At 37.0% G+C, this 22,506-nt stretch carries 17 protein-coding genes, 1 rRNA gene and 1 pseudogene (1 of these 19 cut by a window edge); 4 read left to right on the top strand and 15 right to left on the bottom strand.

All coding sequences use genetic code 11. The features are described from left to right. Nucleotides 1–249 precede the first annotated feature (249 nt). Nucleotides 250–811 (top strand): annotated as a pseudogene (locus FA707_RS10525) (YitT family protein). Nucleotides 812–941: 130 nt separating this feature from the next. Here the strand turns inward: FA707_RS10525 and FA707_RS10520 are convergent. Further along, entirely contained in the window at nucleotides 942–1,091 is a 150-nt protein-coding gene (locus FA707_RS10520; RefSeq protein ID WP_246032328.1) for a hypothetical protein, read from the bottom strand. Further along, nucleotides 1,084–2,187 carry a hypothetical protein gene (locus tag FA707_RS00885; RefSeq protein ID WP_246032327.1) on the bottom strand — a complete coding sequence of 368 codons (1,104 nt, stop codon included), beginning with the start codon at nucleotides 2,185–2,187 and terminating at the stop codon, nucleotides 1,084–1,086. The genes FA707_RS10520 and FA707_RS00885 overlap by 8 nt, the downstream gene beginning before the upstream one ends. 106 nt (nucleotides 2,188–2,293) lie before the next feature. Between FA707_RS00885 and FA707_RS00880 the strand changes: the two genes are divergently transcribed. Continuing rightward, nucleotides 2,294–3,583, top strand: coding sequence for an ISL3 family transposase (locus tag FA707_RS00880; protein ID WP_136952455.1), 1,290 nt, complete (start codon nucleotides 2,294–2,296; stop codon nucleotides 3,581–3,583). Between the two features lie 166 nt (nucleotides 3,584–3,749). Here the strand turns inward: FA707_RS00880 and xylB are convergent, their stop codons facing one another. The 6 genes from xylB to xylA form a co-directional block, all read right to left on the bottom strand. Next, nucleotides 3,750–5,246, bottom strand: coding sequence for a xylulokinase (xylB, locus tag FA707_RS00875; RefSeq protein ID WP_136952454.1), 1,497 nt, complete (start codon nucleotides 5,244–5,246; stop codon nucleotides 3,750–3,752). 16 nt (nucleotides 5,247–5,262) lie between these two features. Further along, a complete protein-coding gene (locus FA707_RS00870) occupies nucleotides 5,263–6,297 on the bottom strand; it encodes a sugar ABC transporter substrate-binding protein (protein ID WP_136952453.1) in 1,035 nt (344 codons plus the stop codon). Nucleotides 6,298–6,310: 13 nt separating this feature from the next. Continuing rightward, nucleotides 6,311–7,297, bottom strand: a complete 987-nt coding sequence (locus FA707_RS00865) for an ABC transporter permease (RefSeq protein WP_136952452.1) — start codon at nucleotides 7,295–7,297, stop codon at nucleotides 6,311–6,313. Between the two features lie 47 nt (nucleotides 7,298–7,344). Further along, nucleotides 7,345–8,829 carry a sugar ABC transporter ATP-binding protein gene (locus FA707_RS00860; protein ID WP_136952451.1) on the bottom strand — a complete coding sequence of 495 codons (1,485 nt, stop codon included), beginning with the start codon at nucleotides 8,827–8,829 and terminating at the stop codon, nucleotides 7,345–7,347. 12 nt (nucleotides 8,830–8,841) lie between these two features. Next, on the bottom strand, nucleotides 8,842–10,458 hold the full coding sequence (locus FA707_RS00855) for a glycoside hydrolase family 43 protein (protein ID WP_136952450.1): 1,617 nt from the start codon (nucleotides 10,456–10,458) through the stop codon (nucleotides 8,842–8,844). A 68-nt stretch (nucleotides 10,459–10,526) separates the two neighbouring features. Further along, nucleotides 10,527–11,834, bottom strand: coding sequence for a xylose isomerase (gene xylA / locus FA707_RS00850; RefSeq protein WP_136952449.1), 1,308 nt, complete (start codon nucleotides 11,832–11,834; stop codon nucleotides 10,527–10,529). 121 nt (nucleotides 11,835–11,955) lie between these two features. On the opposite strand from xylA, the gene FA707_RS00845 reads away from it, so the two are divergent. Then, nucleotides 11,956–13,110 (top strand): ROK family transcriptional regulator, encoded by a 1,155-nt coding sequence (locus FA707_RS00845; RefSeq protein WP_136952448.1) that lies wholly within the window; start codon nucleotides 11,956–11,958, stop codon nucleotides 13,108–13,110. Nucleotides 13,111–13,202: 92 nt separating this feature from the next. On the opposite strand, the gene FA707_RS00840 is transcribed toward FA707_RS00845, so the two are convergent. The 3 genes from FA707_RS00840 to FA707_RS00830 all read right to left on the bottom strand — a co-directional run bounded on the left by FA707_RS00840 (nucleotide 13,203) and on the right by FA707_RS00830 (nucleotide 15,856). Then, a complete protein-coding gene (locus FA707_RS00840; protein WP_136952447.1) occupies nucleotides 13,203–14,201 on the bottom strand; it encodes a tRNA dihydrouridine synthase in 999 nt (332 codons plus the stop codon). Nucleotides 14,202–14,401: 200 nt separating this feature from the next. Next, nucleotides 14,402–15,214 (bottom strand): pyruvate, water dikinase regulatory protein, encoded by an 813-nt coding sequence (locus FA707_RS00835; RefSeq protein WP_136952446.1) that lies wholly within the window; start codon nucleotides 15,212–15,214, stop codon nucleotides 14,402–14,404. 12 nt (nucleotides 15,215–15,226) lie between these two features. Then, nucleotides 15,227–15,856, bottom strand: a complete 630-nt coding sequence (locus FA707_RS00830) for a helix-turn-helix transcriptional regulator (protein ID WP_136952445.1) — start codon at nucleotides 15,854–15,856, stop codon at nucleotides 15,227–15,229. A 199-nt stretch (nucleotides 15,857–16,055) separates the two neighbouring features. On the opposite strand from FA707_RS00830, the gene ppdK reads away from it, so the two are divergent. Further along, on the top strand, nucleotides 16,056–18,668 hold the full coding sequence (gene ppdK, locus FA707_RS00825) for a pyruvate, phosphate dikinase (protein ID WP_136952444.1): 2,613 nt from the start codon (nucleotides 16,056–16,058) through the stop codon (nucleotides 18,666–18,668). Nucleotides 18,669–18,742: 74 nt separating this feature from the next. On the opposite strand, the gene FA707_RS00820 is transcribed toward ppdK, so the two are convergent. The 4 genes from FA707_RS00820 to rrf form a co-directional block, all read right to left on the bottom strand. After that, nucleotides 18,743–20,632 carry a PTS fructose transporter subunit IIABC gene (locus FA707_RS00820; RefSeq protein ID WP_136952443.1) on the bottom strand — a complete coding sequence of 630 codons (1,890 nt, stop codon included), beginning with the start codon at nucleotides 20,630–20,632 and terminating at the stop codon, nucleotides 18,743–18,745. A gap of 4 nt (nucleotides 20,633–20,636) precedes the next feature. Beyond that, the gene (pfkB, locus tag FA707_RS00815; protein ID WP_136952442.1) at nucleotides 20,637–21,554 is read right to left on the bottom strand and encodes a 1-phosphofructokinase; all 918 of its coding nucleotides are present in this window, start codon (nucleotides 21,552–21,554) and stop codon (nucleotides 20,637–20,639) included. Continuing rightward, nucleotides 21,551–22,306, bottom strand: a complete 756-nt coding sequence (locus FA707_RS00810) for a DeoR/GlpR family DNA-binding transcription regulator (protein WP_168177322.1) — start codon at nucleotides 22,304–22,306, stop codon at nucleotides 21,551–21,553. The genes pfkB and FA707_RS00810 overlap by 4 nt, the downstream gene beginning before the upstream one ends. A 164-nt stretch (nucleotides 22,307–22,470) precedes the next feature. Then, nucleotides 22,471–22,506: ribosomal RNA gene (rrf, locus tag FA707_RS00805) — 5S ribosomal RNA — on the bottom strand; it runs 80 nt beyond the window's last position.

Genomic DNA, 22,506 nt, shown 5'->3' with positions numbered 1-22,506 from the left:
ATAATTTTGAAGGTCTTTTCTTAGGCATTCGCTGTATTTTCGGAAATGTTTCTGGCTACAATACTTACGGCGTTTTACCACGCGGCTATCGTCAAATTTTAATCAATAGTGAGAACGTTGAAACAACTATTCAACAGTATTAAGGAGGGCAACATATTGTTGACGACTCATTTTGGCATACGCGAACTTCGAAATGTCAGCAAAATAATTTTGGGTAATTTATTATTAGGATTTGCCTATGCAAAATGGATGAAACCTGATGGGATTATTAATGGCGGTGTCACCAGCATTAGTATGATTTTTGAAAAAATAACCGGTATCCCAATTTTTTATCTAACGACTGTCTTCACTCGTTTTATTACTAATCTGTTGGCTCTTTCTTGGAAAAGAAAATTTCTTTCAATCCATTTTAAGCAGTATTTGCTATAACGTCTTTTTTACACTTTTTTATGTTTCGTCTTTTAATACACAAGTTAATTTGGGCATTGATTTTATAGCTGCGAGTCTTTTTATCGCGCGTGGCTATTATCTTTGTCTATCCGCTAATGCTTCCACTGTTGGCATGGATGTAATTGCGCTGATTATTAATAAAAAACAACCTAAAATAGCCATCGCAACTGCTCTTCGTTATATTAATTTTATTGTACTTGGTTTAGGACTAATAACTTATGGTATAAAAGCGGTTATTATTGGAATATTATTTAGCTTCGTCAATTCCTATCTACTTGATTTTTTCTTCAAAAGAAAACATAACATCATTCAAATGAATCTCTTCTATTTATTTTATGACATTGTCGGACGGACAATATGACAAAATAAATAGAAGAGATTTTTTAGCTAGTTATTTTACTGTCTTCTCTTAACAATCACGATAATTTTTCAGAAAACTAACTAGCTATTAACCTCTCCTTAGATTATTAACTTTTCAACTTATATCTTTTCTATTTATACAACGGTCCAAAGTACTGACATGCTTTGAAATCGGCACCTTCTAAATCTTTTGTACCAAACCCGCTAAATGCATGTGGTCGGAAAATTCGTTCACGTGGTACGTTATGTAACGCTACTGGAATTCTTAACATGCTAGCCATTGTAATAATATCGTGACCGACATGCTCCACAGTGATTTGATCCCCACTGATTCATTACTTCGTATACAGATTCAAAACCAGGTTCGCCTAAGTTTGGTGCAAACCAGGTTGTTGGCCATGTCTTATCTGTTCGTTCATCCAATGTGCGATGGACCTCTTCTTCTAATAGACACGTATAGCCTTCCGCAATTTGTAACGTTGGTCCCACACCATCCACCATATTGATTCGAATGATGGTTACCGGCATCTCTGCTTCTGTTCTAAAGTGAGAAGAAAAACCACCGCCACGGAAATATTCATAGTTTGCGCGACACCAATCTGTTTTTTCTAAACAATTTTCAATATCAGCCTGTGTCATATTCCAGAATTCTTTCATCGTGCCATTGCCGTGTTCATCTTTTGCAGCCGCCGTACCATCTAGAGCGGAAGCACCTGAATTAATTAAATGAATAATCCCTTCTGACGCCTTTCCTGTTAATTTCTTACCTGTTACTTCTTCCACCGCTTTAGGGCTCCAATACGTACGAACATCTGAGAAAATAGGGGCTTTATTTGTTAAAAGTGTCCCAAACAACATCGACGCGCCGTTTAAAGTATCATTTTCTGTAGCAAAGGCTGTTACAGGTCGTGCACCATTCCAGTCAAAGGTGGACGCCATGATAGCTTCGGTGAAGTCGCCATTTGGTAACCAGTCTGTCCACTGACGTTGGCCTTGGAAACCACCAGCAATGGCATCACGGCCACGTGCTTCTTCGTGCCAACCTAAGTCAGCTAATTTCTCATTACCAAACATAATATCGCGAATAATTAAAGCTTGTTTAGCGATAAACTCCCAATCTTTATCAGCTGCGATAACTTTAGATTTCGTAATCACTTCAGGGTAGTCTTTACCTTCATTGATATCGACGCCTTCTTTACAATACTTTTTAATCCAAGTTAAGGCTTTTTCATATTCTTCTGGATCATAAATTTCTAAGGTCATTCTTCTTAAAATCTCAGTCATATCCACAAATTCAACCGGCATGCCTAAGTAATCATTGAAAAACTTACTATCCATTAAGGCTGTATAATATTGGGTGTTGATGGAAAATCCCATTAGGGTTTTCTGTTAACACTTTTTTTGATTTTTAGACAAAAAAAGAGACCTCAATCTGATAAAATTAAAGTCGACTAAAACCAAAAATATATCGGAGGGGTCTCTTATGGATAAGCATACTAGAAAATTACTTGGATTGGAAGATAAAAACATATATTTTGACGAAGATTGGTTAAAAGAAGAAAAGAAAAAAGGTGTTCTGGCTTATATTATTGAAGGTGTATTAACCTATCGTCCTGCTTGCTGTGAAAAATGTGGTGAACTAGATAGCTCAAAAATCGTTAAAAATGGACATAGAACGACCAAAACACAATTACCGCCCTTTAGAAATAGACTGACGTATCTACAGCTTAAACGCTCAAGATTTCGTTGTTATACCTGTGGGGCTACATTTATCGCCTCAACTCCTATCGTTGAACGCAATCATCATATTTCTCGTGAACTAAAATACCAAATTATGATGGACTTAAAGCGTGTATCATCTCGTAAAGACATTGCGGATCGTTACTTTGTTTCTGATGTAACTATATTACGTATACAAAAAGAGTTAGCTAAACAACGGACCATTAACTACAATCATTTACCAAGGATTCTATGTATTGATGAATTTAAATCAATGAAATCATGTGTAGGCTCTATGAGCTTTATTTGTGTTGACGGCGTTAGAAATGAACTTTTTGTCCTCTTAGAGGACAAAAAGTTAGCTAGTTATTTCATGAAGTTTTCGCTTAAAGCACGCAAATCCGTTAAATACTTAGTCATGGATATGAATGGTAGTTATGCCCAATTAATCAAAAAAGTCTTTCCTTGTGCTGAAATTGTCACGGATTGTTTTCATATTGTCCAACACATTAACCGTAGCTTTAATCAGTTACGTATCAATATCATGAATACTTTCCGAAATCATCAATCAGAAGATATGAAGAAATATCGCAGATTAAAACGTTACTGGAAGCTCCTTTTAAAAGATGCCGATTCTTTAGATAATACGCATTCACACTATCACTATCTGTTTAAACGTGAACTTTTCCAACAGGAGATTATTGACGAATTATTAACTTATGATGAGCGTCTAAGACTAGCATACGATACTATCCAGCTCCTACATCACTATCGTAAAAAAGCAGATGTAGAGAACTTCTTTCATATAATAAATGACCTATCTAAAGAGCTTCCTAACTGGTTTAGAAAGAAATTAACCTTCTTTAACCAACACGACCAAGGTATCTATAACGCGTTGATGCTGCCTTATTCGAATGGTATTACCGAAGGTATCAACAACAAAATCAAATTAATTAAACGGGTTTCCTACGGCTATCGTAACTTTAGAAACTTACGTGATAGAATTTATATTTCTCAAGGATTAATTTTCCAAAATATTACGCAAAAAAGGTGAAGCTTTTACACTTCACCTAGTCACTTAATTTTATAAAATTTGAGTCCATCAACACTATTTGACGAAGAGCCTATATTAAGGGAGCTAGTGATTGATCACAACAAAAAGACATAGCTAGCGGAAACTTCCGCTTGTCTATGTCTTTACTATTTTTAGGGGATAAAAATTATTTCAACGCTTGTAGCGCGTGAGATAGTGTTTTTGTTGCCGGATAGACTTGTTGATAAAGTTCATAGTATTGTTGATACTTTTCAACATTTTCCACAATTGGTTTAGTTGAGCCTTTATATTTAACAAATTGCTCCGCGCACGCAAGCGCATCGTCAAACCAACCTAGACCGATAGCTGCTAACATAGCAGCACCCATGCCCGGTCCTTGTTCGGTTTCAAGACCAATGATTTCAGCATTAAAAATATCTGCTTGCATTTGCAACCAATCTTTATTTTTAGCTCCGCCACCGACTGAAACAATACGTTCAAATTTTCGATTTGATTCCACTTCCATCAGTTGTTGTGAGTCTTTCAAGGAGAAAGTAATCCCTTCTAGGATCGCTTTAGCTAAATGTTTTAAGCTATGAGTTGTATCTAATCCAATGAAGCTTCCACGAATTTGACTATCCGCATGTGGTGTACGTTCACCGACGATGTAAGGTGTAAATAACAAGCCATCTGATCCCGGTGCTATTTTATCAATGTCTGAGAGTAGTGATTCAAATGATTCGTTTGAAGCAAAGGTGTCTTTAAACCAGTTCAAACTATGACCAGCTGCTAAAGTTACCCCCATTGAATAATGAGCATTTGGGATTACATGGTTAAATAAGTGCAATTTCCCTTGATAGCCTTTATTATTAGGCCCTTCATATGATAAGAAGACGCCTGACGTTCCGATACTTGCCATACCTGTTTCTTGATCCAAAATACCGGCACCTAAAGCCGCACATGCATTATCCGCGCCACCTGCAAACACTTTGACTTCTTTTTCAAAGCCAAATTTTTCTTGAATAGTGGGTAATAAGGTGCCTATTTGGCCCGCTGCATCAATTAATTGCGGTAAATAGTCAGTTGGAATATTAAATTTACTCAAAATACTCGTTGACCATTTTTGTGCTTCGATATCAAGCATTAACGTCCCTGCTGCATCAGAGTAATCCATGTGAATATTCCCCGTCAGACAGTAGCCTAAATAATCCTTAGGTAACATCATGTGTCGAACTTTCGCCCAAATTCCTGGTTCTTCTTCTTGAATCCACAAAACTTTTGGTAAAGTAAAGCCTTCTAGCGCAATATTTTTAGTAATGGCTAAGACCTCTTCACCAAATTCTGACATAATGCGTTCGCACTGTTTAGTTGTCCGCACATCATTCCACAAAATCGCTGGACGTAATACTTCATGAGTGTCATTTAACACAACTAAGCTATGCATTTGCCCTGAAAAACTAATACCTTCAAGCTCTTGTGTGAAATCAGCAACCTCTTCTTTTAGTTGTCCTAACACTTGTTCACAAGCGGTCATCCAGTCTTGTGGTTGTTGCTCACTGTATCCTGGTTTTTCGTGGATAAGCGGGTAGTCGCTGCTTGCTGTCGCAACGACTTCCCCTTTTTTATTAACTAACAGCCCTTTTAAAGAACTAGTTCCTAAATCGATTCCTAAAACGTATGACATCAGTCTTCATTCCTTTTTATTCTGTTTTTGTAGTAGTTTGACTATTTTTCTCTACACCATAAGCTTCGATTTCATCCGCTTTTACATAGTTAACTGGAATCGGAATATTGTTGTCGATTTCTTCACCTTCAACCGCTTTTACTAAATTTTCAATAACTTGAACTCCGATACCATAAGCATCTTGGTCAACGATTGCTGTAATACGGCCATCTTCAATTCCTTTTTTCCATGTATCTGTGTAATCAAAACCATAGTGTAAAATTTTTCCAGCTTTGTCTTGTGATGCTAATGCTTCCATAACTCCAACGTCTGGTCCTTCAGAACCTAAAGAGAATACCGTAACTAAATCACTATTAGCTGTAATTTGTCCCTCTAATTGTTGCTTAGACACCGCTGATTGATCGTTATCTTGAATAGTTTCTAACCATTTGAAATTTTTAGCATCTGCACCCATTTCTTCTTCAAAGCCTTGTTTTAAGCCTTTTTCACGAGCAATCATTGTTGGTTGAGATTTATCAACACAGACAATTGTTAATGTACCACTTGTGATGCCTTTTTCTTTCATCTCTTTAGCAGCATTACGACCTAGGTCTTCTCCGGCTAAAACATTATCCGTTCCAACATACGCAACGCGATCTTCTTTATTTTCTAAGTCTGCATCAAATGTAATAACAGGAATATCCGCATCCATTGCTTCTTTAATTGGATTTTTAAACATATTTTGTTCAATTGGTGATACCGCAATACCCGCTACTTTATTAGCAACTGCTTCTTTGATAAAGCCGATATGTTTATCATTTTTTTGTGCTTCAGCTGGTGGACTTGTTTTAACGACTAAATCATAGCCTAGCTTTTCAGCTGTTACTTCTGCTCCAAGTCTCATTGGATTCCAATAAGCACCTGTATCAACAATTGGTACGAAATATAATGTTTTGCTTGCATCTTCTACTTTACCACTGTCTTTTGCGTCTTCACTTGAAGAACATCCCACTAAAGCTAACCCTGATAGCAATACCGTACCTAATAAAATTTTTTTCATTTTGTTCATCATTTTTCCCCTTTTCTTAGCTGTTTTTTTCTGCTTTTCTTCTTAAGTAATCGACAATAATCGCAAAGATAATAACCGCCCCTGTAACCGCTTGTTGCATAAAGGCGTTAACACCCATAATCGCTAAACCATTGGTGAAAATTTGTAATGTAAAGATTCCAACAATTGCTCCACCAATTGTTCCGACACCTCCACTAAATTGTGTACCACCCATGATTGAAGCAGCCATCGCTAATAAGTCTAACCCTTGGCCTTCGTTAGGACCCCCAACATTTAAGTTTGACATTAATAAGATACCAGCTATCGCTGCCAACATTCCTTCAATCACAAAAACTTTAATCACTTGTTTGTCTGTTTTAATCCCTGATAATCTTGCTGCTTCAGGGTTAGACCCAATTGCGTAGCAATATTTACCGAAGCGTGTATTTTTCATAATATAAGAAAAAATTAAGACTAAAACAAAGAAAATAATGGTGTTGCTAAAGATAACGTTTCCAAAAATTTTCGTTGTCGCTAATTTACCGAACCAATCAGGTGTTCCCGTAATATAAATACCATTGGTTACGAACATAATCAAACCACGAATGATGTAATTTGTTCCTAACGTTAAAATGAAAGCTGGTAAATCAAACTTTTTAATTAAGATACCGTTAATTGCCCCAAAAACGCCACCAATTAGTAGCGCTGCAATAATCACAACTGGCGCCGGCATCCCTTGAGCTGCTAGATATGCCGCTGCTGTTCCAGAAAACGCAGCTATTGACGCAATGGATAAATCTACATAACCTGTAATTAATACCATCGCATAGGCAATTGTTAAAATCCCAACAGCAGGTATTTGACGGAAGAAGTTCCCAATATTACCTGCACTCAAAAACATCGGACTAGCAAATGAAAAATATAAGAACAAAACAATTAATACAATGTATACCGAGTATTTCAAAAACAACGATTTCAAATCAAATTTAAATTTTTTTGGTTCTGTCGCTACTTGATTTTCCATAATTTAAATCTCCCTATAAAAATCTCCAAATTTTAAAGCTGCTTAAATTATGCACTTAAAGTTGCTAGTGTCATAATCTTTTCCTGCGTTGCCTCTTTAGCAGTAAGTTCTCCTGTAATTTCTCCTTCTCGTAATACATAGATACGATCGCAAATCCCTAATAATTCAGGAATTTCTGAAGAAACAATTAAAATGGTTTTCCCTTGTTGTGCTAATTGATTGATGATGGCATATATTTCTGACTTAGCTCCAACATCAATTCCTTTAGTTGGCTCATCGAAAATATATACATTATTATCAGTATTCAACCATTTAGCTAGTACGACTTTCTGTTGATTACCACCTGATAAACTTGAAACAGCATTTTTCTTATTCGAAACTTTGATGTTCAAATCTTTGATTAATTTATCTGCTGTGTCAGATACTTTTTGATGATCGACAACAAAATCATTCAGCGCAGTAATACTAATATTATCTTCAATCGATAAATTCAGCGCTAATCCTTGGTGCTTACGGTCTTCGGTTAACAAACAAATCCCCTGATTAATTGCATCAATCGGTGATTTAATTGTTTTTTCCTGACCTTCAATTAAAATTTTACCCGATTTGGCGCGGTCCGCTCCAAACAGCAAACGCATCATCTCTGTACGACCACTACCAACTAATCCTGAGAATCCAACCACCTCACCTTTTTTGGCGTAAAAATTAGCGCCTTTCACTTTTTGATTACGATCAGTCAATTCTTGGACTTCCAAGTAGGTCTCACCAATTTCTGTTGGCTCTTTCGGATATAAATTATCTAATGTTCGGCCAACTAATTGATGAATAATATCTTCATGCGACATTTCTTTTACAATATTCGTATCGATATACTCACCATCTCTCAAAATAGTGATACGATCACAAATTTCATAAATTTCATTCATACGATGCGAAATATAAACACTTGAAATACCTTTATCTTTTAAGGCTTTAATGATAATAAATAACACTTCTACCTCTTGATCAGATAGAGCGGTTGTTGGTTCATCGAAAATAATTACCTTTGCATTTAAACTAATGGCTTTAGCAATTTCAACTAATTGTTTATTGGCAGTTGATAATTGTTCCACAATATCCGTTGGTTTAAAATCAGCACCTAGCAAATTAATTAAGCCTTGTGTCTCTTCATATAATTTATCGTAGTCAACGATGCCCAGCCATTCATTTTTATAAGGTAATCTACCCATATAAATGTTTTCAGCAACACTCACTTGCTCAGATAAGTTCAACTCTTGATGAACAAAGCCAATCCCTAACTCTTTTGCAATCTCAGGTGTCATTTCTGTTATTTCTTTTCCTTCAAATTCGATTATTCCACTATCTTTCGGGATAACCCCACCTAAAATATTCATTAAAGTTGACTTTCCTGCACCATTTTCACCCATTAACGCATGAATTTCACCTGGTAAAACTTCTAGTTTCACTCCTTTTAAGACGTTAACTTTCCCAAAAGACTTACGAATATCACGCATTGCAAATAACTCATTCATATTCGACACCTCTTATTTTTCCAACCCTTCCTCATAATGGAAGAAGTCAAATTTCGCCACTTTGTCATAACCAGAATAATCAATATTCGCCATTCCGACAAAAGCACCTGTGAAAAAGCCTCCATAAGACTGATTCACGTAATCATCACTTAATACTTTAGCATCCAACACAATTCCTGTATCATGCCATTCAATCCCATCAAATGAATATTGATAACGATAATTATTTGTTGATACAATTGTTCTAAAATAAACATCCTCGACTGATTCTGGAACTGGGATTGCTTGATCTTTCAAATAACTTTGATAACGACCTGCATTGTTCTCCGAAATTTCAATTACACGTCCATTGATTTCATTCCATGTAATATGAATCATTGACCAATGTTTACTATTATAATAGTTTGTTAGACCTGCCATTTGTTGGAAAGTGTCTGGATGATAGCTGACTTTCGTCGTTGCTGTAAACTCAAAATGTTGCCATCTTCTTGCAACTAGCGAGCATTCATGTAAATTCTCAAAGGAACCTTTACCAATCAGACATAACTGACTATTTTCTAAATAACCAATTGCAGAACTAAACGGTTGGCGTAACGTGTTAAAATGAATCGATAATCCTTCTTCGTCAAATCCATCACGAACGTTATTTAATGAGTTGTCTTGAACGATTACTTCATGATTAACTTCCACAAATTGACTACCTTGTCTACCACCGACTATAACTGGCCATTTATCTTCTGTCCATTCCACTTTTTGAATCGCTGTTTCACGACCTAACGTACACCAACCTCTTGTTTCACGTGTTGAAACATTTGGCTCTTGCCAAGGACGTCCTGTTAAATGAGCAAAATACCACTCACCTTCTGGCGTATCAACTAATGAACCATGTCCACATTTTTGTAAGTAATTACTAGAATCATCATAAGCTGTTAAGAACGTTTCTGGTTGTGTTTCGTATTCGCCATAAAGCTCACTTGAACGTGCGACAACTTCTTGATGGGCATAAGTTGTACCACCTTCGGCACAAAATAGATAATACTGACCAAATAATTTATACAGATGAGGTGCTTCAACTAATTTAACATCTGTACCTTTCCAGATGATTTTAGCCGTTTCCGGTAATAACCGTTCTTCCTCTACTGAATATTCAGTACACTTAATCCCATTAAACTGATGATGATATTCACGATGATCCCATTCCATTTGTAATAGATACTTACGTCCGTCAGTATCATGGAACAATGAAGCATCAAAACCTAAGCCGTTAAGTTTAATCGGGGCACTCCACGGACCCGTAATTTCTTCAGCTGTAATTAAATAGTTCGTGCAATCTTTGAATGCTCCCTCTACAACTTTTACATCCGAATAAACTAGCCAAAATTGACCATCTGCATAAGATAAGTCTGGTGCCCAAACACCACCGGAATCAGGGTTACCAATCATGTTCAAACGTGATAAATCAGCAAGTGGATGGGTAACTAATTCCCAATTTACTAAATCTGTTGATTGATGAATTTGTACACCTGGGTACCATTCAAATGTTGATGTTGCAATATAATAAGTATCATCTTTTCTAACAATTGATGGGTCAGGATTAAATCCTTTTAATACTGGATTTTGAATATACATTACGTTCCTCCTCCAAAAAATAAGGCCAGATTAAATGTGATTTCCATCTAATCTAGCCTAACATGATCTTAAACTAAATAATCATTAAGTCTAGATTTCACCATCTCTAAATGGCTTGATTCTAATGCTGGCGTGTCATGTGTTAATGCGTATTCGCTTAATGTTTCTAAATCTTCTTCGTCTGCTAAGATGCGTTGACCTAAGTCACCTTTAAATGAAGCATAACGAGCTTCTTTTAATTTATCTAAGTAGCCATCTTCTTTTAATTTCGCTGCTATTTTCAATCCGCGAGCATACGTATCCATACCAGCAATATGCGCTAAAATTAGGTCTTCCATTTCAAATGATGAACGACGAACTTTCGCATCAAAGTTAATACCGCCTGGAGCGATGCCACCATTTTCTAAAATTTCATACATTGTAAAGGCTGTGTCGTAGATGTTTGTTGGGAATTCATCAGTATCCCAGCCTAATAATAAGTCCCCTTGGTTAGCATCGATTGAACCTAGCGCGTCATAGCTGCGTGCCACATTTAATTCGTGTTCGAATGTATGTCCAGCTAGCGTTGCGTGGTTGGCTTCTAAATTTAACTTGAAGTCGCCTTCTAAGCCGTATTTTTGAATGAACGCCATAGTTGTTGCTGCATCAAAATCATATTGATGTTTTGAAGGCTCTTTTGGTTTAGGTTCGATTAAGAATTGTGGTTTGTGACCAATTTTCTCACCGTAAGCGATTGCCATTCTGAATAGACGAGCAATGTTGTCTTGTTCAAATGCCATATCAGTGTTTAGTAATGATTCGTAACCTTCTCGACCACCCCAGAACACATAGTTTTGACCGTTTAATTTTTTAGAAATATCTAAACCTTTTTTAACTTGCGCTGCTGCAACCGCATACACTTCTGCGCTGTTTGATGAAGCCGCACCATTATTAAAGTGAGGTTGAGAGAACATATTCGCTGTGTTCCATAATAGTTTAATACCTGTTTGATCCATTTTTTCTTTAATTAAATCAGTAATTTCATCGATGTTAGCAAAGAACTCTTCTAATGAGTCACCTTCTGGCGCAATATCAATATCGTGAAAACAGAAGTATTCAATACCTAATTTTTCTAGAATTTCAAAGAATGCTTCGACACGATTTTTGGCTGTTTCCATTGGTGTTGAGCCATTCCAATTTCTAATGTTAGTTGGTTGGCCAAATGGATCTGTTCCATCTTGAGTCATTGTGTGCCAATATGCTACCGCAAAACGTAAATGTTCTTTCATGGTTTTACCCATTACTACTTCCTCTGGGTTATAGTGACGGAACGCAAAAAGATTTTCTGTTGTAGGTCCTTCATATTTGATAGCTTCTAAATTCTCAAAATATTTCATTATAAATCCTCCGTTTTATTTGTTTTTAGTTTGTTTGTATGATAAACTAACTTACGAGACAAGAATAACGCGAAAGTAAACAAAAGTCAAGCGCTTTCATAAAATAAAAGGGGTTTTGTAAATGATTAATAGTAAATATACTATTCGTGAACGGAATGAAGCAGTGATTCTACAAACTATCATTGAACATCAACCAATTTCTCGAGCCGAATTGGCAACTGTCACGAGACTTAACAAAGCAAGTGTTTCATCTATCACGAAAAAACTAATAGAAGAAGAGTTAATTATAGAAACAGGTATCGGTGATTCTAGTAATGTTGGTGGTCGTAAACCGATTATGTTGATGTTTAATCCTAAAGCAGCTCTAGTAATTGGTATCGATGTTGGAACCAATTATTTAAATGGGAAGCTTACATATTTAGACGCAGAAACTATTACCTCATTCGAAGAAAAAAATATCAAGATTAATCAACAAACAATTAAGACTGAATTAGCCAATTGTATTGAACAACTACTACTTAATGTCCCTACTACTTATCATGGTATCGTAGGCTTAACTGCCGCTATACATGGCGTCGTCTTGAACGAAGAAATTATCTATACGCCCAACTATGACTTAGATCAAGGGAGCATGGCTAATATCTTAGAAGAATTAGTTGATTGCCCTGTCTTCATCGAGAACGAAGCCAATTTAGCAGCACTCGGCGAATATGCTTTCACTTCAGACTCTCGCAATTTAATTTGTATCAGCATCCATGACGGTATCGGAGCAGGAATTGTGGAAAATGGCGTGCTACAAACAGGGCCACATGGTCGCGCTGGTGAAATCGGCCACAGTGTACTTTTCCCGGACGGTAAACCATGTCCTTGTGGTAACAAAGGATGCTTGGAACAATATGCATCTCACGTAACCCTTTATGAGGAAATCAAACAAGCCACAGCTAATGCGACTATGAATAGCGATTTGGTGACACAGCTTTACCAAGAACACCATCCTGACGTGATTGTAGCACTGAAAAACAATAGTCACTATTTAAGTATCGGTGTTAACAACCTGATTTCTGTTTACGATCCAGAAGTCATCGTTATTAATAGCTCTGTTTATCAAAAAAATCCAGCTATGCTTGAATGGTTAATTAATGATTTAAATACTTTACAACGTTCTGAACTTGAAATCATTAATAGTCCACTCCAAAACAACGCAACATTACAAGGTGCAACTATCAAAGCCGTTCAACAATTTTTAAATATTAGCCACCTTAAGTTTATTAAATAAACAAACCTCTTAAAATAAAGCAAAAACGTCAACCTTTAAGTAAGTTACTTAAGGGTTGACGTTTTACTATATAACAACAAATCATCAACAAACTATAACAATTTAGCTTCTTGTGATACTTCCGGACGATGCTTCCCGTCAAAAAACTCATCCAACAAAGCTCTCACCTCATCCGTTGACTTCGTGTTCATCAGTTTCGCACGCAAGTCGCTTGCCCCTGGGAAACCTTTAACATAAATCTTGAAGAAACGGTGTAAACCAACAATCGAACGTGGTACTTGTTTAGCATATTTGTCTTGCAAATCAAGTTGCAAACGCAACAAGCCTAGTAGCTCTTCTGAACTGTGCTCTCGAGGTTCTTTTTCAAAGGCGTAAGGATTTTTAAAAATTCCACGGCCAATCATGATGCCATCCACATCATATTTTTTCGCTAGTTCTAAGCCCATCTGACGATCTAAAATATCACCATTAATCGTGATCTTAGTTTGGGGTGCAATTTTGTCACGAATTGCTAGCACTTCAGGAATCAAATCCCAATGCGCTGGTACTTTACTCATCTCTTCACGTGTACGTAAATGAATGGATAAATTCGCAATATCTTGTTTTAGAATGTGTGTTATCCAGTCTGTCATCTCATCTAACTCGGTAAAGCCCACACGCGTTTTAACACTCACAGGTAAGCCTCCAGCTTTAGCCGCTTCGATTAATTCTGCTGCCACTTCCGGACGTAAAATCAATCCGCTGCCTTTCCCACGATCCGCAACATTTGGCACGGGGCATCCCATGTTAATATCAATCCCTTTAAAGCCCATCTCCGCCATACCGATACTCATTTCACGGAAAAATTCTGGTTTATCTCCCCAAATATGCGCCACCATTGGCTGTTCATCTTCTTCAAAAACTAAACGCCCACGGACACTTTCTTTGCCATCAGGATGACAATAGCTATCTGAATTGGTAAATTCCGTAAAAAAGACATCTGGCGCGCCAGCTTCTTTTACCACATGACGAAACACTACATCCGTCACATCTTCCATTGGTGCTAAAACAAAAAAAGGCTTCGGTAAATCTGCCCAAAAATTTTGACTCATCTATTTATTCTCCATTCTCATCTATATAGACGATACATTTATTAAATGTCATCTAAAAATCATTCTTATTATACAAGTAATTTTCAAAAGAATCAAAGAATGACAACGGATAGTTGATGACTCAACAAAAAAAGCCGAATACTCACCTCACATGAACCCCCGTGATAACGTAAGCTATTTCGACTTTCCATTTTTTATTGTTATTCCACACTTTTTAAATACGCTTCGATTTCATAGGCCGTTTCCTCTACTGATTTATTGGTCATATCAATCATATGTGCGCCGTATTGTGCGAATATTTTTTTAGAGTAATCTAATTCTTCATAAATCTTAGTTAAATTCGTATAACTAGTTTCACCATTCAAGCCTAAAGAGTCTAAGCGACTGCTTCTCACTTTAGATAGGTTTTCAGCTTCTGAAACTAATCCGATGATTCGATTAGGATTAACTTTTGCTAGCGTTTGAGGGATAGGAACTTCTGGAATTAAAGGAAAATTTGCGACTTTATAGCCTTTGTTAGCAAGGTACATGCTGACTGGTGTTTTAGAAGTTCGGGAAACGCCTAAAATAACCACGTCTGCAGCGACTAAACCTTGAGGGTGTTTACCGTCATCATATTTTACAGCAAACTCAATCGCCTCGATTTTGTTAAAGTAGGTGCGATCTAACTTATGAACTAATCCAGGTTGTTCAATCGGCTGTTCACCTGTCTTGTGTTGAATTATATCAAAAAATGGCGCCATTAAATCTAAATATTGTAGGCCTGTTTTTTTACTAAACACTTCAGCTTTGTCGGCTAGCTCAGCATTTACTAGCGTACTAATAACAATCGCTTCATCTTTTAGTGCATCTCTTAGAATCGCTAACAATTCTTCTTCCTGATTAACAAAAGGAAAACGATAACTATTATCAAAATCTAGTGTAGGATATTGCGCACTAACGGCGGCTAATAACTTTTGTGATGTTTCGCCTAATGAATCTGAGATTGTGTAAACATTGACCTTATTTTTCATTTAATTACTCCCCTATCTATTTATTTCGGCAGCTCTAGCTTGCTGGGTAATGAAACTTAATAAACGTGACTTGGTAATTTTTCCGATGACTTTTTTTGCATTTTGTTCATCCACAACGGGTAAAGAATCCACTTCAAAATCTTGTATAATACTAGCTGCTTCTAGAATATCCATGTCTGTCGTACATGTTTTGATATGAGGAGTACGTGTCATACATAGAGCTACTGGGGTCACATCAATATTCGTATTTAATGAGGCACGTAATAAGTCTTTGCGTGATAATACCCCAACTAAATGTTGTGCTTCATCGATGACATACAACGAACCCACATCGTACATGAACAAAGTAGTAATTGCGTCTCGTATCGATGTTTCAAGCGAAATCATCAGGGGTGGAATCATAATCTCACCCACAGTTGTTTCAAATGTCTTGAAAAAAAAGAAAGCCTCCAAATCTGAACCGGTATAGGTGTATCCGACTTTAGGCGTGGCTTCCAAAATGCCCGCTAGCGTTAAAAAAGACAAATCTGAACGCAACGTTGCCCTAGAAACATCTAGTAATTCTGATATTTTTTCTCCACTTACTGGTTGTTGCTCTTTAACCACTTGAATAATTTGTTCTTGTCGTTCACTTAATTTCATTGTTATCCTCCAAAAATACAGACGATACTCACTGTTTCGTCACTTCGAATTTATGTCTACGCTTTTATTATACACATATTAAAGGGTCTTTCCAAGATAATATTCGCACGTTTAATCAATTGACAAACATATAAACCTCATATATGATGATTATTAAACACAATATGTCACATATTTAAACCAAAAATGGAGGCTAACGATGAAAAAAATGATTTATGCATTTACAGAAGGTAAAGGTCAAGGCAAAGAATTATTAGGTGGCAAAGGGGCAAATTTAGCTGAAATGACTAGCTTAAACTTACCTGTCCCCCAAGGCTTCACAATTACGACTGAATGTTGTATGAACTACTTAGCTGATGAACAATTTTTTGAAAACGAATTAAAAACAGAAATTTTGAAAGCGGTTAAAACACTAGAGCAAGAAACAGCTAAGTCATTTACGGCGTCTACCAATCTATTACTTGTCTCTGTTCGTAGTGGGGCTGCTTTCTCAATGCCAGGGATGATGGATACCATTCTAAATCTAGGTCTCAATGACGAACGTGTTCAAGTTTTTGCTAAGGTCACCAATCTAGCATTTGCCTACGATTGTTATCGTCGCCTACTGCAAATGTATGGGGATGTTGTGTATGGTATTCCAAAAGATAAATTTAATCAGCAATTGACTGCCCAAGAAAAAAAGTTAAGTAAAACAGCTATAGACTTTAACCAAGATGAACACATAGAGGTGATAAAATCCTACCAAGACATTTATAGAAATCACCATGTTAGTTTCCCACAAGATCCGATAGAGCAACTTTTTGAAGCAACGCAAGCTGTCTTTAAGTCTTGGTTAAATCCACGAGCTGATGTGTATCGCAAACTTAATGACATTCCAGACAACCTAGGTACTGCCGTTAATATACAGGCGATGGTCTTTGGAAATAGTGGTGATAAAAGCGGAACAGGTGTGGTCTTCACTCGCAATCCTTCTACTGGGGAAAAACAATTATTTGGGGAGTTTTTACTTAATGCTCAAGGGGAAGATGTTGTGGCAGGTATTCGTACACCACTACCGATTGACGCGCTAGCTGAACAGTTACCTGAAGCTTATCAAGCGTTTGTTCAATACGCTGAACAACTAGAACAGTACTATCTTGATATGCAAGATATTGAATTCACCATTGAACAAGGAAGGCTCTTTATTCTTCAAACACGAAATGGCAAGCGCACGGCTAAAGCTGCAGTTCAAATTGTCTTAGACCTAGTGAGCGAAGGAATGATTAGTAAAGAAGAGGCTCTTCTTCGAATTACGCCTAGTTTGATTGAACAACTAATTCATCCGGTCTTTGAAACACAAGCGTTAAAAGAGACGCCAATTTTAGCAGAAGGATTACCAGCAAGTCCGGGGGCAGCTACAGGAACTATCGTCTTTACCGCTGAAAAAGCCAAAGGCCTAGCCAATCAAGGAATTAACGTCATTCTTGTTCGCCAAGAAACTTCACCTGAAGACATCGAAGGGATGATTGTTAGCGAAGCGATTGTGACGAGTCGCGGTGGGATGACATCTCATGCTGCGGTGGTTGCTAGAGGAATGGGAACTTGTTGTGTAGCAGGCTGCGAAGCTTTAATTGTCAATGAAGACCTCAAAGAAATACAATGTGGGGATATCACATTAACCGAAGGCGATATTTTATCAGTGGATGGTAGTAGCGGGCGTCTCTATGTTGGCGAATTACCAACTGTTTTTGAAGAAAATAATCAATCCTTACAACAATTATTAACCTGGGCTGATGAGGTTGCTCATTTGAAAGTTAGGGGAAATGCTGAAACCCCACAAGAATTAGCCATTGCACTTGATTTTGGTGCAACCGGCATTGGTTTAGCACGAACTGAGCACATGTTTTTCGGTGAAGAACGTTTATTAGAAATGCGTCGTCTTATTTTGTCACAAGATGATAACGAGATAGAGACGGCTCTTAGTCGCTTACTTCAATTCCAACAAGCAGATTTTTACCAAATGTTTAAAATAATTCAAGATAAGCCGATGGTTGTACGTCTTTTGGATCCGCCGATGCATGAATTTTTACCACACAGTCCAGGTGAAATTAAGAGCCTCTCACAACAATTAAAACGTCACCCTGAAGAAGTAGCACAACATATTGCGCATCTGCAGGAAACTAACCCGATGTTAGGTCATCGTGGTTGTCGCTTAGGCATAACGCAACCTTTAATTTATCAAATGCAAGTGACCGCGCTTTTTAATAGTGTCTTACAGTTATCCCAAGAAGGTATCATCATTCAACCAGAAATCATGATACCACTCATTTCTGAAAAAGCGGAACTTTTAGAAATCAAAACTTTTCTAACAGCAACCATTGATCAAATTTTTGAAACACATCAGATTGATCCCATTCCTTATGAATTAGGTACGATGATAGAATTACCACGGGCATGTCTAATTGCTGATCAACTGGCAAATGAAGCGGACTTTTTTAGCTTCGGCACGAATGATTTGACTCAGATGACCTACGGCTTTTCTCGAGATGATATCGGAAAGTTTATCACTAGCTATCAAGAAAAACATATTATGACGAGTGATCCATTTCAAACACTCGATCAAGAAGGCGTCGGTCAATTAATTAAATTAGCAGTTAAAAAGGCTCGATCTATTAAACCAGATTTAACGATTGGTGTATGTGGTGAAGTCGGTGGCGACCCACATTCCATTAATTTCTTCCACCAAATCGGGATTGACTATGTGTCATGCTCAGCCTACCGGATCCCAGCTGCTCGCCTGGCTGTCGCCCAGGCTAGTTTATTCAACAAATAGATAAAAAAGTGCCAGTGAGATTTAGTATAACACCTCTCACTGGCACTGATTTTTTATTAATTGACGCTTTGATATTACTCAGAAACTTTTGAGCGTAACATTCCGACTAATACTGCACTAACTAATGAACCTAGTAAAATAAACAGAATATATAATAATGGTTTATTCACTAAGAAAATCACGAAAATACCACCATGTGGAGCCATTAATTTAATATCCATCAAACTAACTAAAGCCCCTGACAAAGCTGAACCGACAAAGAAACCTGGTAAAATTTTTAAAGGATTCGCCGCTGCAAAAGGAATAGCGCCTTCTGTAATAAAAGACAAGCCCATGACTAAGTTAGTTAAGCCAGCACTTCTTTCATCTTTGACAAATTTATTTTTGAATAATAAAGTAGCAAAGAAAATAGCCAATGGCGGAACCATCCCACCTGCCATAACAGCTGCCATGACCACACTACCACCACTTGCAACTGTCGCTGCTAGTGTCCCTGTTCCAAAAACATAAGCCGCTTTGTTAATTGGACCACCCAAGTCGATTGCCATCATGCCACCAACTAAAGCCCCTAATAACGCAGCATTCGTTCCAGATAACCCATTTAAGAAATTATTCAAACCATTGTTAATGATTGACATTGGTACATTAACGACTAACATTAAGGCACCTGTAATAATAACGCCTAATACTGGGTAGAATAGAATCGTGACAATTCCATTGAATGACTGTGGAACATTCGCAAATATTTTTTTCAAGAAATTAACAATGTAGCCAGCTAGGAAACCACCTATCAAAGCACCAAGGAAACCAGCGCCACCTGTTGAGGCAATTGCTCCTGCTACAAAACCAGCTACTAATCCCGGACGGTCTGCAATACTACGTGCAATAAACCCAGCTAGTACAGGCAACATGAAGCCAAATGCAGCATCACCAATTTGTTTGAAGTAAGCAGCTAGTTGATTATAGCTACCTAATTGACCTAACTCACTTTTTGGCACACCAATCATTTGGTCAATTAAGAAGGCAATCGCAATTGCAATTCCACCACCAATAACAAATGGCAACATATGCGTGACACCACTCATTAAATGCTTATAAAGATTTGAACCTGCTGAAGAAACCGAAACTTCCTCATTTTCAGTTGTTTGTTTAGCGTGATAAACCGTTGCTTCATTGTTAACAATCTGTTTAATTAGCGTTTCAGGTTGGCGAATGGCATCCGTAACTTTACGATTCAATAACGGTTTACCTGCAAAACGATTCATCGCAACATTTGTATCAGCTGCCACAATAACACCTTTAGCACGTTCTATATCTTCAGCTGTTAATTGGTTCCCCACACCTTTTGAACCATTTGTTTCGACTTTAATCTCAACCCCTAGCTCAGCTGCTTTTTTAATTAAAGCATCTTCTGCCATATAAGTATGCGCTATTCCTGTTGGACAAGCTGTCACTGCGACAATAAAAGGCGCATCTTCTGCAATCGTAACATTTTGAGATTGTTTTTGTGCCGCTATCTGCGTATCAAAAATGTTCAAGACTTGCTCTGGTGCCTTAACTTGTTTTAATTCACTTATCACTTCTGGATTATTCAATACTCTAGATAAAGCAGAAATTGTTTCTAAATGCGTATTATCAGATGTTTCTGGTACAGCAATTAAGAAAAACAACTGAACTGGTTGATTATCTAAGGCCGCAAAATCGACACCGCTTTCACTTTTTGCAAATAAAACTACGGGCTCATTAATATTAATGGACTTGACATGAGGCATGGCTATACCATCGCCAATTCCCGTTGATATTTGTGCTTCTCGGTCTAATAATCCCTGTAAAATTTCTGCTTGATGACTTCCATAACCACATTCGACAATCTTGGCAGCCATTTCGTCTAAAACAGCTGCTTTTTCTTTACCTTCTAAAGAGAAAATCATTAAATCTTTTTTCATTAAATTTTTAATTCCCATTTTCCTACTCCTTTACTTGTTTAATAGAAACAGACGGTAGCACTTCATTAATTTGTGATAAATTAGCTAAATCTTGCGTAAAGGCCGTTGACGTGCCACATGCAACAGCTACTCTGTAAGCGTCAAGTGGGTTCTGTGTTTTGATTAAGGTGTCAATAAAACCTGCAACCATAGAATCCCCTGCGCCAACCGAATTAACCAACTGTCCCTTTATTGGTCTTGCCTTATAAATACCTGTTTGTCCAATATAAACGGAACCCTCTCCTCCTAGCGAGACAATGACATGTTGTGCTCCTTTAGTTAATAAAGCTTGTCCGCATTCAATAATTTCTGTTAATGAGTTAATTTTACGATTAAATAATAAAGCTAATTCGTCACGATTAGGCTTAACTAACAATGGCTTCTTAGCTAATAATTTCCACAGTTTTTCACCACTCGTATCTACTACAAACGACGCACCCTTCGCTTCAACAATTGAAACGATATCTTCATAGAAATTCTCTGACAATGAGTGTGGAATACTTCCTGATAATATAACAACATCTCCTGCTTCAATTTTATTAATATTCTCCATGAATTGTTGGCGTTCTTGAGAGGTTATTGTCGGACCCATTCCATTTAATTCTGTTTCAGTAGCTGATTTCATTTTTAAATTAATTCTCGTTGAATGAGCAATTCTCACAAAATCATGAGCAATTTGATACTCCTCTAACTTATCTTCAATGAATGAGCCAGTAAACCCACCTAAAAACCCAAGATTAGTAGACGTCGTTCCCAACTCTTTCATAATGCGTGAAACATTTAAACCTTTGCCACCTGGTAAAGCTTCTTCATCAAAAATATGATTCAAACAACCTTCTTCAAATCGTTCTACTTTAAATACATAATCAATCGATGGATTTAATGTTACTGTATAAATCATTTAGGCGTCACCTCCACAATTTGGATTTCTTCTTTATATAATGAATGGAACTTAGCTGGTAAATAGTCCGTAATAATTTTTCCATCGGTTAATTCGCCAAACTTCACAAAATTTATTGTTTCAAATTTGCTATGATCGGCTAAGATAAACGTTTCTTCAGCATGTTCTATAATAGCTTGCTTAACCAATGCTTCTTCTTCTTCGGGGGTCGTTAAGCCGTATTGGTGATGAATCGCATTAACACCGACTAAAGCTTTACTAAAATGATATTTCTCAAGTTGTTTCAAAGTTTCATTTCCTACAATTGCCCCCGTATTCATTTTTAATTGTCCACCCAAAACGATAGTTGGAATGTCAATCGAACTTAAATACTGTGCATGAATAACTGAATTGGTCACTGCCCTAATTTTTTTATCTTTTAAATATGGTAAAACTTGATACGTCGCCGTACCAGAATCAATAAAAATTACTTCGTTATCTTTAATTAACTCTCCTACCCATTTAGCAATTTGTTTCTTTTCTTCCATATGGATATTTTCTTTAATTGTTAAAGATAATTCAGGTGTTACTTCTCTAATAATTTTCGCACCACCATGAACACGTTTTAAATATCCTTCCTCCTCTAATAACTGTAAATCACGCCGAATTGTTGTTTCAGAAGAATTAGTTGCTGTGACAAGATCCAAAACCTTCGCCACATTCTGACTTTCTAAAATATCCATAATTAACTGATGTCTTTCTTCTGTAAGCACTTCCATCACTCCTTATTCATAATATACCACTGTCCACAATCAAAATCAACCAATTTCAACCACAAAAGACCAAAAACAATCTTTATTTTTATATAGTCCTCCAAAAACGTTCAAATTTATTAAAACAAAAAAAAGCTAATTCCAATTGGAATTAGCTTTAACTTGCGTGGCGACGTCCTACTCTCACAGGGGGAAACCCC

This window comes from Vagococcus zengguangii (assembly GCF_005145005.1).
GTDB classification, from domain to species: domain Bacteria; phylum Bacillota; class Bacilli; order Lactobacillales; family Vagococcaceae; genus Vagococcus_A; species Vagococcus_A zengguangii.
The sequence above is the reverse complement of the archived record's forward strand: the minus strand, read 5'-3'. Positions and strand labels throughout refer to the sequence as shown.

Excerpts from the sequence above, each read along its gene's own strand:
- FA707_RS10520 (WP_246032328.1), bottom strand. The coding sequence starts at position 1,091 with ATGGCTAGCATGTTAAGAATTCCAGTAGCGTTACATAACGTACCACGT.
- FA707_RS00845 (WP_136952448.1), top strand. The coding sequence starts at position 11,956 with ATGATTAATAGTAAATATACTATTCGTGAACGGAATGAAGCAGTGATT.
- FA707_RS00840 (WP_136952447.1), bottom strand. The coding sequence starts at position 14,201 with ATGAGTCAAAATTTTTGGGCAGATTTACCGAAGCCTTTTTTTGTTTTA.
- FA707_RS00870 (WP_136952453.1), bottom strand. The coding sequence starts at position 6,297 with ATGATGAACAAAATGAAAAAAATTTTATTAGGTACGGTATTGCTATCA.
- FA707_RS00820 (WP_136952443.1), bottom strand. The coding sequence starts at position 20,632 with ATGGGAATTAAAAATTTAATGAAAAAAGATTTAATGATTTTCTCTTTA.
- pfkB (WP_136952442.1), bottom strand. The coding sequence starts at position 21,554 with ATGATTTATACAGTAACATTAAATCCATCGATTGATTATGTATTTAAA.
- FA707_RS00865 (WP_136952452.1), bottom strand. The coding sequence starts at position 7,297 with ATGGAAAATCAAGTAGCGACAGAACCAAAAAAATTTAAATTTGATTTG.
- xylA (WP_136952449.1), bottom strand. The coding sequence starts at position 11,834 with ATGAAATATTTTGAGAATTTAGAAGCTATCAAATATGAAGGACCTACA.
- FA707_RS00880 (WP_136952455.1), top strand. The coding sequence starts at position 2,294 with ATGGATAAGCATACTAGAAAATTACTTGGATTGGAAGATAAAAACATA.
- ppdK (WP_136952444.1), top strand. The coding sequence starts at position 16,056 with ATGAAAAAAATGATTTATGCATTTACAGAAGGTAAAGGTCAAGGCAAA.
- FA707_RS00835 (WP_136952446.1), bottom strand. The coding sequence starts at position 15,214 with ATGAAAAATAAGGTCAATGTTTACACAATCTCAGATTCATTAGGCGAA.
- FA707_RS00830 (WP_136952445.1), bottom strand. The coding sequence starts at position 15,856 with ATGAAATTAAGTGAACGACAAGAACAAATTATTCAAGTGGTTAAAGAG.
- FA707_RS00855 (WP_136952450.1), bottom strand. The coding sequence starts at position 10,458 with ATGTATATTCAAAATCCAGTATTAAAAGGATTTAATCCTGACCCATCA.
- FA707_RS00860 (WP_136952451.1), bottom strand. The coding sequence starts at position 8,829 with ATGAATGAGTTATTTGCAATGCGTGATATTCGTAAGTCTTTTGGGAAA.
- FA707_RS00885 (WP_246032327.1), bottom strand. The coding sequence starts at position 2,187 with ATGGGATTTTCCATCAACACCCAATATTATACAGCCTTAATGGATAGT.
- xylB (WP_136952454.1), bottom strand. The coding sequence starts at position 5,246 with ATGTCATACGTTTTAGGAATCGATTTAGGAACTAGTTCTTTAAAAGGG.